12 protein-coding genes and 1 tRNA gene are annotated in these 13,107 nt (G+C 60.1%); 4 read left to right on the top strand and 9 right to left on the bottom strand.

From position 1 onward, the window contains the following. The first annotated feature begins 77 nt into the window (after nt 1–77). Nucleotides 78–1,262 (top strand): delta-9 fatty acid desaturase DesA, encoded by a 1,185-nt coding sequence (gene desA, locus BLU63_RS08885; RefSeq protein ID WP_010464859.1) that lies wholly within the window; start codon nt 78–80, stop codon nt 1,260–1,262. A 255-nt stretch (nt 1,263–1,517) separates the two neighbouring features. Then, on the top strand, nt 1,518–2,507 hold the full coding sequence (locus tag BLU63_RS08890; protein WP_083375304.1) for a GGDEF domain-containing protein: 990 nt from the start codon (nt 1,518–1,520) through the stop codon (nt 2,505–2,507). A gap of 71 nt (nt 2,508–2,578) precedes the next feature. Here the strand turns inward: BLU63_RS08890 and BLU63_RS08895 are convergent, their stop codons facing one another. The 3 genes from BLU63_RS08895 to gabD form a co-directional block, all read right to left on the bottom strand. After that, nucleotides 2,579–3,793, bottom strand: a complete 1,215-nt coding sequence (locus BLU63_RS08895) for a response regulator (RefSeq protein WP_077747475.1) — start codon at nt 3,791–3,793, stop codon at nt 2,579–2,581. A 135-nt stretch (nt 3,794–3,928) separates the two neighbouring features. Further along, on the bottom strand, nt 3,929–5,206 hold the full coding sequence (gene gabT, locus BLU63_RS08900; protein ID WP_010464866.1) for a 4-aminobutyrate--2-oxoglutarate transaminase: 1,278 nt from the start codon (nt 5,204–5,206) through the stop codon (nt 3,929–3,931). Nucleotides 5,207–5,391: 185 nt separating this feature from the next. Next, nucleotides 5,392–6,834: an NADP-dependent succinate-semialdehyde dehydrogenase gene (gene gabD / locus BLU63_RS08905; protein WP_010464868.1), complete on the bottom strand. Its 1,443-nt coding sequence runs from the start codon at nt 6,832–6,834 to the stop codon at nt 5,392–5,394. A 349-nt stretch (nt 6,835–7,183) separates the two neighbouring features. On the opposite strand from gabD, the gene BLU63_RS08910 reads away from it, so the two are divergent. Beyond that, nucleotides 7,184–7,260: transfer RNA gene (locus tag BLU63_RS08910), tRNA-Arg, on the top strand. Nucleotides 7,261–7,289: 29 nt separating this feature from the next. Here the strand turns inward: BLU63_RS08910 and BLU63_RS08915 are convergent. From BLU63_RS08915 to BLU63_RS08940, 6 genes are all read right to left on the bottom strand, one after another. Further along, nucleotides 7,290–7,532: a hypothetical protein gene (locus BLU63_RS08915; protein ID WP_010464870.1), complete on the bottom strand. Its 243-nt coding sequence runs from the start codon at nt 7,530–7,532 to the stop codon at nt 7,290–7,292. Then, nucleotides 7,529–7,795, bottom strand: coding sequence for a hypothetical protein (locus BLU63_RS08920; RefSeq protein ID WP_154502514.1), 267 nt, complete (start codon nt 7,793–7,795; stop codon nt 7,529–7,531). Before BLU63_RS08920 ends, BLU63_RS08915 begins: the two co-directional genes overlap by 4 nt. A 20-nt stretch (nt 7,796–7,815) precedes the next feature. Continuing rightward, on the bottom strand, nt 7,816–8,454 hold the full coding sequence (locus tag BLU63_RS08925) for a hypothetical protein (RefSeq protein ID WP_083375305.1): 639 nt from the start codon (nt 8,452–8,454) through the stop codon (nt 7,816–7,818). Further along, entirely contained in the window at nt 8,451–9,017 is a 567-nt protein-coding gene (locus tag BLU63_RS08930) for an RNA polymerase sigma factor (protein ID WP_083375306.1), read from the bottom strand. Before BLU63_RS08930 ends, BLU63_RS08925 begins: the two co-directional genes overlap by 4 nt. A 1-nt stretch (nt 9,018) precedes the next feature. Beyond that, complete coding sequence (locus BLU63_RS08935; protein WP_083375307.1) at nt 9,019–10,722, bottom strand: vWA domain-containing protein; 1,704 nt, start codon at nt 10,720–10,722, stop codon at nt 9,019–9,021. An 89-nt stretch (nt 10,723–10,811) separates the two neighbouring features. Next, nucleotides 10,812–11,372: a YbhB/YbcL family Raf kinase inhibitor-like protein gene (locus BLU63_RS08940; RefSeq protein WP_010464881.1), complete on the bottom strand. Its 561-nt coding sequence runs from the start codon at nt 11,370–11,372 to the stop codon at nt 10,812–10,814. Between the two features lie 139 nt (nt 11,373–11,511). On the opposite strand from BLU63_RS08940, the gene BLU63_RS08945 reads away from it, so the two are divergent. Beyond that, nucleotides 11,512–13,041 carry an apoptosis inducing factor family protein gene (locus BLU63_RS08945; RefSeq protein ID WP_083375308.1) on the top strand — a complete coding sequence of 510 codons (1,530 nt, stop codon included), beginning with the start codon at nt 11,512–11,514 and terminating at the stop codon, nt 13,039–13,041. Nucleotides 13,042–13,107: the final 66 nt, after the last annotated feature.

The raw sequence follows: 13,107 nt of genomic DNA on the forward strand, positions 1-13,107 counted from the left end.
AAGGGTGACTGGTTTTATCTGTGGGCTTAGTGATAATGCAACGGCTGTTTTTTTCTTTATCGAGGGCCCTATAGCCTATGTGGTACGAAGGTTTTCTCGGCTTGTCGCCCTGGTCACTGGTGGCAGTCACCCTGCTGATGACCCACGTGACGATCGTCGGCGTCACGGTCTATCTGCACCGTTATTCAGCCCATCGCTCGCTTGAGCTCAATGCTGGCCTGAAACATTTCTTCCGCTTCTGGCTGTGGCTGACCACGGCGCAGAACACCCGCGAGTGGACCGCTATCCACCGCAAGCATCACGCCAAATGCGAAACCGTCGATGACCCGCACAGCCCGGTCATCAAGGGCCTGTCCACCGTTCTGCGCAAAGGTGCCGAGCTGTACCGCGCCGAAGCGGAGAACCCGGAGACCCTGCGCATCTACGGCAAGAACTGCCCTGAAGACTGGATCGAGCGCAACCTCTACAGCCGTTTCCCGCTGCTGGGTGTGGCGATCATGGGCGTCATCGACCTGCTGCTGTTTGGCACCATCGGCATCACCATCTGGGCGATCCAGATGATGTGGATCCCGGTGTGGGCCGCCGGGGTGGTCAATGGCCTGGGTCATGCCATCGGCTACCGCAACTTCGAATGCCGCGACGCGGCGACCAACCTGGTGCCTTGGGGCATCCTGATCGGCGGCGAAGAACTGCACAACAACCATCACACCTACCCTAACTCGGCAAAATTGTCGGTGAAGAAGTGGGAGTTCGACCTCGGCTGGGCCTGGATCCAGGTCTTCAGTTTCTTCCGCCTGGCCAAGGTCCAGCGGGTTGCACCGATCGCCCACCGCGTCGAAGGCAAAGGCAGCCTGGACATGGACACCGCCATGGCGATCCTGAACAACCGCTTCCAGATCATGGCCCAATACCGCAAATTGGTTATCGCGCCGCTGGTCAAGCAAGAGCTGGAAAAGGTCGATCACTCGGTCCGTCACCAGTTCCACCGGGCCAAGCGTCTGCTTTCGCGGGAAACCAGTCTGCTGGACGATAAGCACCACCTGCGCATCCAGACCATGCTCGAGCACAGCCAGGCGCTGAAGGTAATTTACGAGAAACGCCTGGCCTTGCAGCAGATCTGGGTCAAGACCAGCTCAAATGGTCACGACATGCTGGCTGCCATCAAGGATTGGGTACACGAAGCGGAAGCCAGCGGGATTCAATCCCTGCGCGACTTCGCCGACCAGCTGAAAACCTACTCCCTGCGCCCTGCCGCTGCCTGACCCTGCCGAAGCTCTTCCCTGTGGCGAGGGGGCTTGCCCCCGTGCGGCGACGACGTCGCCGCACAATCTGACGACGCGTTTTAACTGAAGAAACGCGCCTCAGATACCGCCCGGCGGGAGCAAGCCTCCTCGCCACGTAGTGCGGGAACCAATCTCCAAATCCCCTATCTCAAAGACACTTCGCCATACCCCGGCGGGCTTCGTTGTTGCTGCTTTCGAACCTCAAGCGGCGCACGCCCTTTGAGAGTTGTCCCAATGGTCCCAAAAAACCTGCAAGACGCATCCTTCACTCAATCGCCCGACACTGCTCAAACCCTGATGGCGCTGATGCACGCCCAGAGCGAAGTCGCGCGCCTGAGCGAACGCGAACAGCTGTTCAGCTCCCTGCTGGTGAGCGTCAACGCGGTGCTTTGGGCCTTCAACTGGGAAACCCGTCAGGTGCTCTACGTCAGTCCGGCGTATGAACGGATTTTTGGCCGATCGGCTGGCAGCTTGCTGTCCGACTACAATGAATGGCGCGACAGCATTTACCCCGATGACCTCGACTACGCCGAGCGCAGCCTCGCCGAAGTGCTGGTCAAAGGCGCCGTTGAAGACCGCGAATACCGCATCATCGCCGCCGACGGCCAGGTGCGCTGGCTCAGCGACAAATGCTTCATCAACCGCCAGGCCGAGCCGGGCCAACCGGTGATCATCGTCGGCATTGCCGAAGACATCACCGAAAAGAAACGGATGGAAGCCGAGTTGCAGCGCCTGGCGACCACCGATGTGCTGACGCAAAGCAGCAATCGCCGACACTTCTTCGAATGCGCCCAGCGCGAGTTTGCTCAGGCGCGCAAGCAAGGCGCACCGATGGCGTTCCTGTTGCTGGACATCGATGACTTCAAAGGGGTCAACGACACTTACGGTCATCAAGCGGGCGACAACGTACTGCAACGAATCGCCGAGAGCGGTCGAGCCGCATTACGCCGGGGAGATGTATTCGGGCGGATCGGAGGCGAGGAATTCGCAGCGGTGTTTCCCGGCTGTGCACCCGACATGGCCATGCAAGTCGCCGAGCGCCTGCAATGGCAGATTCAGCAACTGAGCTTCAGCCATGATGACCAGACGTTCGGCATCACCGTCAGCCAGGGCTTGACCAGCCTGACGCCGGAGGACGACTCCCTCGACAGCGTGTTCGCCCGCGCGGATGCCGCCATGTATGAAGCCAAGCGCCAGGGAAAAAACCGCATTATTTCCGGGTGACACCCATCCAAAATCCAACACAACTCCTGTGCGAGCGAGCAGGCTCGCTCCCACAGGTTTTTGTGTGAAGTTTACTTTTTGCGCAGCCGCATCAACTCCGGCAAGCCGATCTTGAGCAACCGCGCAGTCCGGCTCTTCGCCAAGGCCTCAATGCCCTCGTGCTCGGTCAGGCGCGCCAGTTGCGCGGCCATGTTCATCACCAACGCTTCGCGAGAATAAACGCCGCCACCGAGCTGATAGGCCGCTGCAATCAACTCCCGCAACTCCAGCGGCAGCCGCCAGCGAGTCCGCAGCGACGAACCGTAGGCTGCGCCGAACTCGGCCAAGGCATTGCCGACCTCCTCCCGTTCATCCAGCTCGCCACCGGCCTGCTTCCATTCCTGCAAACACCTCAGCAACGCAAGGTCGCCGAGGCAATGCAGAATGCCTGCGCAATAACAACGCTCTTGATCCAGATCCAGCAACCGCGCCAGCGTGCGGGCGTATTCGGCAGTGTGCAGAGACAAGTCCCAGAAGCGCTCGGCATAGTCCGCCAGGAACGGATCGCTGAGCCGGGCACTGTGCTTGAGTGCCAACCCGAGGATCAGGTTCATGCTTTGCGCGGAGCCCAAGCGGTGCAGCGCCTGAGACAAGGTCTGGACCGCATCGCCAACGTGCAGCGCCGCGCTGTTAGCCGCCGCGATCAAAACGGCGGTGATGTGCGGGTCGGTGCGGATTTCCTCTTCCAGCCGCACCAGGTCAAGACCGCGGGTGTTCAGGCTGGCGTTGACCGCCATCTGCACATCGGCCATCAATGGCGCACCCTCCGCCAGTTCGCGACGGCGCTGCAGATACACCGACAAGGTCATGCCGGCCGCCAGTGTCGGCATTTCACAGAAAACCTCTTCACCGGCGTTCAGCAGCAGATCCTGCAGACGCTGGGTCAGGCTTTCCATGTTCAGGGGCTTGGTCAGGTACGCCGTAGGCGCCAGGGGCAAGGCTTCGCGCACACTGGCGCTGTCGTTGCGGCTGCTCATCAGGATGAAAGGCAGTGGCGGATTGCGTTTGCGCTGACGGACGTTGCGCAAGACATTCAGACCGTCGACGCCGGGCAGCTCCCCGTCGACGATCACCAGGTCATACGGATTTTCCGCCAACAGCCGCAACGCTTCCTGACCATCGGCACACAGATCCAGCCGTGCGTCACAGCGCACGCTCAACAGCACTTGTTTGATCAGGTCACGAGACCAAGGGTCAGCCTCGGCAACCAACACACGCGGTACAGCCGGTAAAACCACAGCGGTCATCTGCACGCTCCCTTTGCGATGCTTGTACCTTAGTCAATGCTGATCATGGACGGTGCAGTTTGTCTCGGGGACAAAAAAACCCGCCGAAGCGGGTTTTTTGTCGATCAGCTCACACATTCATATGAACATTTTAGATCAGAGTTCCGAGAAGCACTCTTCGATAATTGCCAGACCTTTGTCCAATTGCTCATCCGGCGCGGTCAGCGGAACCAGGACGCGCAGAACGTTGCCGTAAGTGCCGCAGGACAGCAGGATCAGCCCTTTGTCGCGAGCCTTGGCCACCACCGATGCCACCGCGGCAGCGTTCGGCTTGTGGCTGTCACCGTCGACAAACAGCTCGACCGCGATCATCGCGCCCAGGGCACGGACTTCGCCGATGACCGGGTATTTGGCCTGGATGGCTTTCAGGCCAGTGACCAGACGCTCGCCGACTGCCTTGCAGCGATCCAGCAGGTGCTCTTCTTCGAACACTTCCATCACGGCCAGGGCCGCAGCGCAAGCAATCGGGCTACCGGCGTAAGTACCGCCCAGGCCGCCTGGAGCAATGGCGTCCATGTATTCGGCCTTGCCGCACACACCGGCCAACGGGAAACCGCCAGCGATGGATTTGGCGAAAGTGGTCAGGTCGGCGCAAACGCCCATCTGTTCCATGGCGAAGAACGTGCCGGTACGGCCAGCGCCGGTTTGCACTTCGTCAGCGATCAGCAGGATGCCGTGCTGGTCGCACAGGGCACGCAGACGCTTCATGAACTCTTTAGGCGCGACGTAGAAACCGCCTTCGCCCTGAACCGGCTCAATGATGATGGCAGCGATGTCACGCGGCTCGGCGTCATTCTTGAAGATGCGTTCGATGCTGGCGATCGAGTCGTCGACGCTCACACCGTGCAGTTCGTTCGGGTACAGCGCGCGGAAGATGCCGCCTGGCATCAGGCCCATGCCGGCCGAGTAAGGCACGACTTTACCGGTCAGGCCCAGGGTCATCATGGTGCGACCGTGGTAAGCGCCGGTGAACGCGATCACGCCGGCACGGCCAGTGGCGGCACGGGCGATCTTCACAGCGTTTTCAACGGCTTCGGAACCGGTGGTGACCAGCAGGGTTTTCTTGGCGAAATCACCTGGCACCTTGGCGTTGATTTTTTCGCACAGCTCTACGTACGGTTCGTAGGCCAGCACCTGAAAGCAGGTGTGGGTCAGCTTGTTCAGCTGCTCGGTCACCGCGGCGATGATTTTCGGGTGCACGTGACCGGTGTTCAGCACGGCAATACCGCCGGCGAAGTCGATGAACTCGCGACCTTCAACGTCGGTCACGGTGGCGTTCTTCGCGTGGTCGGCGAAGATCGGGTGAATCTGGCCAACACCGCGCGGTACAGCGGCTTCGCGGCGTTTCATCAGGGATGCGTTAGTCTTGCTCATAAAGTCCTCATTCACCGCTCATCGGGCGGCGTGGTTCAAGGAAAATGCGGCGGGGAGGCAACTACGGCAGCATGCGATGATCGACTGCCACAGCTTTCCCGGCCACAGAGAAAATTCCGTTTGAAGCGCAGAAAGGGACAGCGCTCTCGTGCCCTTTCCGCTTGTTGCATTCCCGTCTGCCGAGCTTAGATGCCCAGGCAGAGGTATTTGATTTCCAGGTAATCTTCGATGCCGTACTTGGAGCCTTCACGGCCCAGGCCCGACGCCTTGATGCCGCCGAACGGCGCGACTTCGTTGGAGATCAACCCGGTGTTGACGCCGACCATGCCGTATTCCAGGGCTTCGGCCACACGGAACACACGACCCAGGTCGCGAGCATAGAAATACGAGGCCAGGCCGAACTCGGTGTCGTTGGACATCGCGATCACTTCGGCTTCGTCTTTAAAGCGGAACAGTGGCGCCAATGGACCGAAGGTTTCTTCCTTGGCCACGGCAGCGTTTTTCGGCACGTTGGTCAGGATAGTCGGCTCGAAGAAGTTGCCTTCCATGACCTTGCCACCCGCCAGAACGGTTGCGCCTTTGCTGATTGCGTCAGCAATGTGCTCTTGAACCTTGGCCACGGCTTTTTCGTCGATCAGCGGGCCAGTGGTGGTGCCTTCTTCCAGACCGTTGCCGATCTTGAGTTTGGCTACGGCCACTTTCAGCTTCTCGGCAAACGCGTCGTAGACCGAATCCTGAATGTACAGACGGTTGGCGCAGACGCAGGTCTGGCCGTTGTTGCGGTACTTGGAAATGATTGCGCCTTCGACGGCCTTATCCAGGTCCGCGTCGTCGAACACGATGAACGGCGCGTTGCCGCCCAGTTCCAGGGACACTTTCTTGATGTCCTTGGCGCATTCAGCCATCAACTGACGACCGATTTCGGTCGAGCCAGTGAAGGACAATTTACGCACGATCGGGTTGCTGGTCAGCTCGCTGCCGATGTCGCCGGCACTGCCGGTGACCACGCTGAACACACCGGCAGGGATGCCGGCACGCTGGGCCAGTTCAGCCAACGCGAATGCGGAGAAAGGGGTTTGCGAAGCAGGCTTGAGCACCATGGTGCAACCGGCGGCCAGGGCCGGGCCGGCTTTACGGGTGATCATCGCGGCCGGGAAGTTCCACGGGGTGATGGCTGCGGTCACGCCGATCGGCTGCTTGATCACGATCAGGCGCTTATCTGGCTGGTGGCCCGGAATCACGTCACCGTAGATGCGCTTGGCTTCTTCGGCGAACCACTCGATGAAGGAAGCGGCGTAAACGATTTCGCCCTTGGCTTCAGCCAATGGCTTGCCCTGTTCCAGGGTCATCAATCGAGCCAGGTCGTCCTGGTTTTCGATGATCAGTTCGAACCAGCGACGCAGCTTGTTCGCGCGGTCCTTGGCGGTCAGTGCACGCCAGGCCGGCAGCGCCTTGTCAGCGGCTTCGATGGCACGGCGGGTTTCGGCAGCGCCCATTTTCGGCACAGTGCCCAGAATTTCGCCCGTTGCCGGGTTGTTGACCTTGATCGTCAGACCATTGTCCGCATCAACCCAAGCGCCATCGATAAAGGCTTGCTGGCGGAACAACTGGGTATCTTTAAGCTGCATGTCGGCTTTCCTTAACAGCACCGCGACCAGCGCGGAGCGAATTATGATTGTAGAAAGGCGCCTTGTAGGCTGCCGTCAGGGAAATCATTCACCGGGCTGAAGCACATAAATAGCGCACTGTTCGAAACTCGTGCGGTTCAGCACCCAGACAAGAGCGTTTGAAATCTCAAACGAATCCTAGGATCAAAGGGGGTAAAGGACAATAGTCTGTTCGAAAAAAAGAACGAAAACGCCGCATTTGCCTACTTTTTCTGATCAACGTAGCAAACGGTTGTTACGCTTGCGAAAACCGCAGTCGATTCAGCAGCATGGACGCCCGCAGTGCATATGAGTATCATGGCGCCCGCTTGCACCAGTAGCTCAGCTGGATAGAGTACTGCCCTCCGAAGGCAGGGGTCGTGGGTTCGAATCCCGCCTGGTGCACCATACTAGTAGAAACGAGAAAGCCTCAGGCCTTAAGGACTGGGGCTTTTTTGTGGGCGGTGTCCCGTCCTGCTTTGCTTAGCCTCAATGTCATCAATGAGCACATAAAACTCCGCAAACACTGTTTCGGCGGCGATATTTGGACGCGGATCATTACAGCTAGCTTCAATAGCCTTAGCTTGTAACCGAACTGCCATCTGCTGTGATTCCGTGTAGGACGAGCGCTGAGCAACCAAGGTGTCAGATTCACAAACGAGCATAATGTGGTCTTTCATTCCGTCGTCCAATCAAACTCGTCATACTCATCATCCTCTTCGTCCTCAACCTCTTCATCGTCAAGAACGTCTTCCTCCAGCGCTTCCTCTGCCTGCTTCGCCAGCAGAAACTCCTTACGACTCTCCGTCACAGCGCGCCGCAATACCTCACCCTTTTCCGGGCAGTTGAGCATTTGGGCGATGCGGTCGATTTTTTTTGCCACGGCATCCTCCAACGCATCGGCTATAGGCCGATAGTGCGCGCTTTCGGGGCTCGTTGCCAAATGGACGACCGCCCTGCTGCTCAGTTTTTCTGCAATTCCTTGAGCCGAGCCGCGAGATTTTCCTTGGGAAAGCGTTTGTGCAAGTTCGCCATCAGCTCATCAGCCGCCTTTGTCTGACCGGCATTTTGCAAGCGAATCACTTCACGTAACTGGTCGTCGATAAACTTCGCCGGAGCCTCCCCTGGGCGTTTGCTCACTTTTGCTTCTTCCACCATGTCAGCGCTGATCGATTCGCTCTGCGCGGGCGCAGCCAACTCGGCCATTGGCGCTACGGGTGCGGGCGCAGGCGCGGACATCGCGCCGGCCGGGGCCGCCATTGAGCGGGCAACCGATGCCGGCGCTTCTGCAGCTTCTTTCTTGGCCGCAAAAGACGAGGTTTTGGGTGCAGGGCTGGAATCCAAAGTTGGCACTTGCTCAGGCGTACGCTGCACCAGCGCCAACATGAAGGCGACGCCAACGAGGCTGGCGAATGCGACTTGCCAACGAGGTTTTTGGCAAGCCTGGACCCAGCGTTGCCACAGGTTCGGTTTGTGCGCAGGTGTTTCACGGTGTGCAGCAGCCAGGATGAATGCATCCAGATGAGCCGGTGGTTCGCCAGCCACGTGTTCACGGTAATGCTGAAGCACTTGGTCTTCCGGTGTTTTACGGGCGTCAGTCATGTCAGTACCTCCTCGGCCAGCAGCCGACGCAGTTTTTGCTGGGCATAGCGCAAGCGACTCTTGACGGTTTCCAGGGGTGTTTCGGTGAGGACGGCGATCTGCGGCAGGTCGAGATCGCCGTGGGCGCGGAGCAGGAACACTTCGCGCTGGTCGGCGGGCAGGTCGTGCAACGCGGTTTCGAGACGTTGGCTGTCGCGGCTCAGGCTCAGCAGTTGTTCGGGATCGGTCGCCTCATCAATCACGGCGTGGGTTTGTTCGTCGTAGCTGTCGTGCAAAGGGTTGTGAATGCCATGTTTGCGCCAGTGATCGATCAATCGGTTGCGGGCAATCTGATAGAGCCATGTACGAAAATTCGCCCGGCCTTGTGGCTGACTGGTGCTGCGGATCAGGCTCAGCCAGGTGTCCTGGTAAACCTCTTCGGCCAGTTCAGGCCTGCCGCTCAAACCGAAGAGGAATCGGTAGAGGCCCTGGCGATGACGGGCGTACAAGATCTCGAACGCTGGCCCGTCGCCTGCGCGGTACCGGGCCAGTAGCGATTCGTCGCTCGGTTCAGGCGCGGACATGTCAGTTATAAGCTCCTTTATGCGACTCAGTGTTGGAGGCGGTGGTAGTGGTTCGCAGGCTCTGCGCCAACTCAACCAATTGCACGAACTCTGCGCGCAGACCGAATGGGTCGTCGCCCCGTGCACCGCGCGCCAAGGCTTCGGTGTCTTTCAGGCTGAAATCACCGGTGTAACGCCCGTCCTTGAGCTGCTGGGAAAACGCTGCCACAGCCGACGCAAAGCGCAGGTCATCACTGGCGTTGCCGACCGAATTACCCGCAATCGGCCGTTCGATCAAGCGACTTTTCCCACCTTCCGGCAGCTGATATCGCACACGCAGCATCGCCAACTCCCCAGTTGTACCGGAAGCCCCCGGCTCAGCCTTGCCATACCGCAGCGGCTCCAGCCAGCCCTTCTCGCCCTTGGGCACGATTTCGTACAACGCTGTCACCGTGTGTCCTGCACCGATTTCACCGGCATCGACTTTGTCATTGCTGAAATCCTCACGCTTCAGCGCCCGGTTCTCATACCCCAGCAGCCGATATTCGCTGACCTGCGCCGGGTTGAACTCCACTTGCAGCTTCACGTTTTTCGCCACCACCGCGAGGGTTGAACCGAGTTGATCCACCAGCACTTTGCGCGCCTCGCGCAGGTTGTCGATGTAGGCGTAGTTGCCATCGCCGGCGTCGGCCAGTTGTTCCATCAGGTGTTCATTGTAGTTATCCACACCAAAACCCAAGGTGGTCAGGGAAACGCCCGTCTTGCGTTTATCCACAGCCATTTGCTTGAGGCTGTCGAAGTCGCTGATGCCGACGTTGAAGTCACCGTCCGTGGCCAGCAGGATGCGGTTGATGCCTTTGGGAATGAAGGCTTGTTGCGCCATCTGATAGGCCAGTTCGATACCCGAGGCACCCGCCGTCGAGCCACCGGCGGTCAATTGATCAATCGCTGTACGAATCTTCGCTTTTTCCCGTCCAGAAGTCGGCTCTAGAACCACACGCGAATCGCCGGCGTAGACCACCAAAGACACCCGGTCCTGCTCGCGCAGTTGATCGACCAGCAATTTCAGGGTGCTTTTGACCAGTGGCAAACCTTCGCGACGGTCCATCGAGCCGGAGACGTCCACCAAAAACACCAGGTTGGCCGGGGCCAGTTCCGCGACTGCGCGGTCCGAGGCTTTGATACCGATGCGCAGCAAACGGGTATGCGGATTCCATGGCGATGACGCCAGTTCAGTGGTCACGCCAAAAGGCGAGCCGTCCGTGGGCAGCGCGTAGTCGTAGGGGAAGTAATTGACCAGTTCTTCCAGCCGCACAGCGCCTTCGGGCGGCAGGCGTCCCTGATTCAGCAAGCGGCGGACATTGGCGTAAGCGCCGGTATCGACGTCGGCGCTGAAAGTCGAGACCGGCGCCTCGGCCACACTGTGAATCGGGTTATCCGCCAATGCCTGATATTGCTCGCGCTGCTCATCCCGATAACCCGGCGCAGCCACCTCAGGCGCAAAGCTCGCCATGGGGGCTGGACGGGTGCTGCGTTTGGCCATCGAGGCATCCGCGGCAACGGACTCGCTGCGCACCAGCGCCTCAGTCTTCAGTGCACCTTGAGCCGGTGGCGACACAGCGGTGGACTCAGGTTTAGAGGAAGCGCCGCAACCGGCAACGGCCAACAGCAACCCGACGGTGAAACCCTGGGCGGCCGGGCGGAGGAAATGCAGAGGGAGGGACATGGGGGCTGACCTCAGGAGGAAATTGATCCATTCATCCTCTGAGACGAGCCCCCGTTCAGATTCGGGTTAACCCGGCTGAAAAATTAATCTCAGCGGTGATAACGCCGCACCACACTGCTGTTTTTCAGCACATGGCCTTTGATTTTCTCCAGCAGCTGCGCACGCGTCAGGCCGGCGGGCAAGGCGTCTGGAGCGAGGTCCAGGGCGTAGAGCTGGATAATGTAGTGGTGGGAGCTGTCGCCGACGGGTGGACAAGGACCGATGTAGCCGGTGGTGCCTTTGCTGTTGCTGCCGCCCATACCTTCTAGCGCGGATTTGGCGCCCACACCGGCCGGGATCTGACGGGTCGTGGCCTTGATGCCGTAGTGAATCCAGTGATCGACCCCAAGGCCTTTCTGGCCGTCCGGGTCGTGCATGACGATGGCGTAACTCAAGGTGCCCTGGGGGCCGGCGTTCCAGCTCAGGGCCGGGGACTGATTCTTGCCGCCGCAGCCGCTGGCGTCGCTGGCCGCCGCCGAGGTGAACAGGCGGTTATCCGAAACACCGGGAATGCTGACGGTGAAACGCTCCTGGGCCTGCGCCGGAAATTGCACGCAAAGGGCGACTGCAACGGCCGCCAGCCAAGGGTTCAGAGAGGTCAATCGGGTCATTCCGGAGCACCTTGTGCGGATGGGGCCTTCGTCGGCCTGCGAACTATAGCCGTACCGTTGGTGCGGTGGCAGTGGGAATTGGCTGAACCTCGGGACTAAGGCCAAACTCTTAAGTGAAACGCCCGCCTGGAGAATGATCATGGCCCTGCACCGCGTCGCCCGTTTTGCCGATGTGCCCGAAAACCGAGGCCTGGAAGTACGGATCGCGGACACCAAGATAGTTTTGCTAAGGGTCGGCGATCAATTGCGCGCCTATCAAGGTGAATGCCCCCACGCCGGGGCGCCGCTGGCCGAGGGTGCGCTGTGCCATGGGCGTCTGATCTGTCCGTGGCACAAAGCCGCGTATCGGATCGAGGATGGCGGGCTGTGTGATCCGCCGTCTCTGGACAGCCTCAAGCGCTATCCCCTGGAGATGCGTGATGACGAGGTCTGGGTCGACGATCAGCCGCTATCGGATCCCCACACCCCGCCAGCCGATGATGAGCGCACGTTTGTGATCATCGGAGCCGGGGCCGCCGGCACGGCGGGAGCAGCGGCATTGCGCGAAAAAGGCTTCGGCGGCCGCGTCGTGCTGATCGACCGTGAAGCCGACGCCGGTTACGACCGCACAGTGCTGAGCAAATTCGTGATTGCCGGGGAAATGCCGCCCGAAGAAGTCCCGCCGCTACGGGATGAACGCTTTTACCGCGAGCAGCGCATCGAGCGAATAAACGGTGAAGTGGCGAGCCTGGATACAGCCAACAAAACACTGCGACTGGCCGACGGTCAGTCACTGACCTATGACGCTGCGCTGCTCGCGACCGGCGGCACACCCAACCCCCTCACGTTGCCAGGTGCTGACTTGCCGCAAGTCTTCCTGCTGCGCTCCAAGGATCAGGCGACGCGGATTCTGAACGCGGCAAAACCCGGCCAACGGGTGGTGATCATCGGCGATAGCTTCATTGCCTTGGAGTCCGCGTCGGCCCTGCGCCAATACGGTCTGGAGGTCACCGTGCTGGCGCGCCACGCAGTGCCGTTCGTCAAGCAGTTTGGCGAAGCGGTCGGCAAGGCGATTCGTGCCCGGCACGTGGCCAACGGCGTGGTGTTTCATAGCGACAGCGAAGCCGCGCAGATCGAAGGCACGGGCAAGGTCGAAGCGGTGAAACTGGAAAACGGTCAACGTTTGCCTGCGGATCTGGTGCTCGTCGGCATCGGCGTCAGCCCGGCGACGGATCCGTTTGCCGACCTGCCCAAGGAAAAAGACCGTTCACTGCAGGCCGACGGCGGCATGCGCGTGGCCGACGGGCTCTGGGCGGCGGGTGATATCGCGACCTTCCCGCTCAACGGCCAGCCCCAGCGCATCGAACACTGGCGCCTGGCCCAGCAACAGGCGCGGATCGCGGCGGCGAACATGCTGGGCGGCGACGAGCACTACCTCGACGTGCCGTATTTCTGGACCTGGCACTTCGGCAAAAATTACGACTACCTCGGCCACGCCGAAAGCTGGGACGAAGTCGAGTTCAAAGGCAACCCTGACCATCCACCCTTTATCGGCCTGTTCAGCAAGAACGGCGTGGTGGTGGCGGCTGTTGCCTGCGACAAAGAGCGGGCGATGGCGATGCTCGCTGAACGGATGAAGCAACCGCTGCCGGTGGATGAGGCGTGGCTGTTGATTCGGGATGTGGATTAGGTTTAAACAGCGGACAGCAAAACGCCCGGTGCCTGCGTTCGCAGAGACCGGGCGTTGCCATGAAGC

Origin of the sequence: Pseudomonas mandelii, assembly GCF_900106065.1 — a bacterium.
Classification (GTDB): domain Bacteria; phylum Pseudomonadota; class Gammaproteobacteria; order Pseudomonadales; family Pseudomonadaceae; genus Aquipseudomonas; species Aquipseudomonas mandelii.

Bases quoted from the DNA above. Each gene is read 5' to 3' on its own strand.
- desA (WP_010464859.1), top strand. From the start codon at position 78: ATGTGGTACGAAGGTTTTCTCGGCTTGTCGCCCTGGTCACTGGTGGCA.
- BLU63_RS08935 (WP_083375307.1), bottom strand. From the start codon at position 10,722: ATGTCCCTCCCTCTGCATTTCCTCCGCCCGGCCGCCCAGGGTTTCACC.
- BLU63_RS08940 (WP_010464881.1), bottom strand. From the start codon at position 11,372: ATGACCCGATTGACCTCTCTGAACCCTTGGCTGGCGGCCGTTGCAGTC.
- gabD (WP_010464868.1), bottom strand. From the start codon at position 6,834: ATGCAGCTTAAAGATACCCAGTTGTTCCGCCAGCAAGCCTTTATCGAT.
- BLU63_RS08915 (WP_010464870.1), bottom strand. From the start codon at position 7,532: ATGAAAGACCACATTATGCTCGTTTGTGAATCTGACACCTTGGTTGCT.
- BLU63_RS08930 (WP_083375306.1), bottom strand. From the start codon at position 9,017: ATGTCCGCGCCTGAACCGAGCGACGAATCGCTACTGGCCCGGTACCGC.
- BLU63_RS08925 (WP_083375305.1), bottom strand. From the start codon at position 8,454: ATGACTGACGCCCGTAAAACACCGGAAGACCAAGTGCTTCAGCATTAC.
- BLU63_RS08890 (WP_083375304.1), top strand. From the start codon at position 1,518: ATGGTCCCAAAAAACCTGCAAGACGCATCCTTCACTCAATCGCCCGAC.
- BLU63_RS08895 (WP_077747475.1), bottom strand. From the start codon at position 3,793: ATGACCGCTGTGGTTTTACCGGCTGTACCGCGTGTGTTGGTTGCCGAG.
- gabT (WP_010464866.1), bottom strand. From the start codon at position 5,206: ATGAGCAAGACTAACGCATCCCTGATGAAACGCCGCGAAGCCGCTGTA.
- BLU63_RS08945 (WP_083375308.1), top strand. From the start codon at position 11,512: ATGGCCCTGCACCGCGTCGCCCGTTTTGCCGATGTGCCCGAAAACCGA.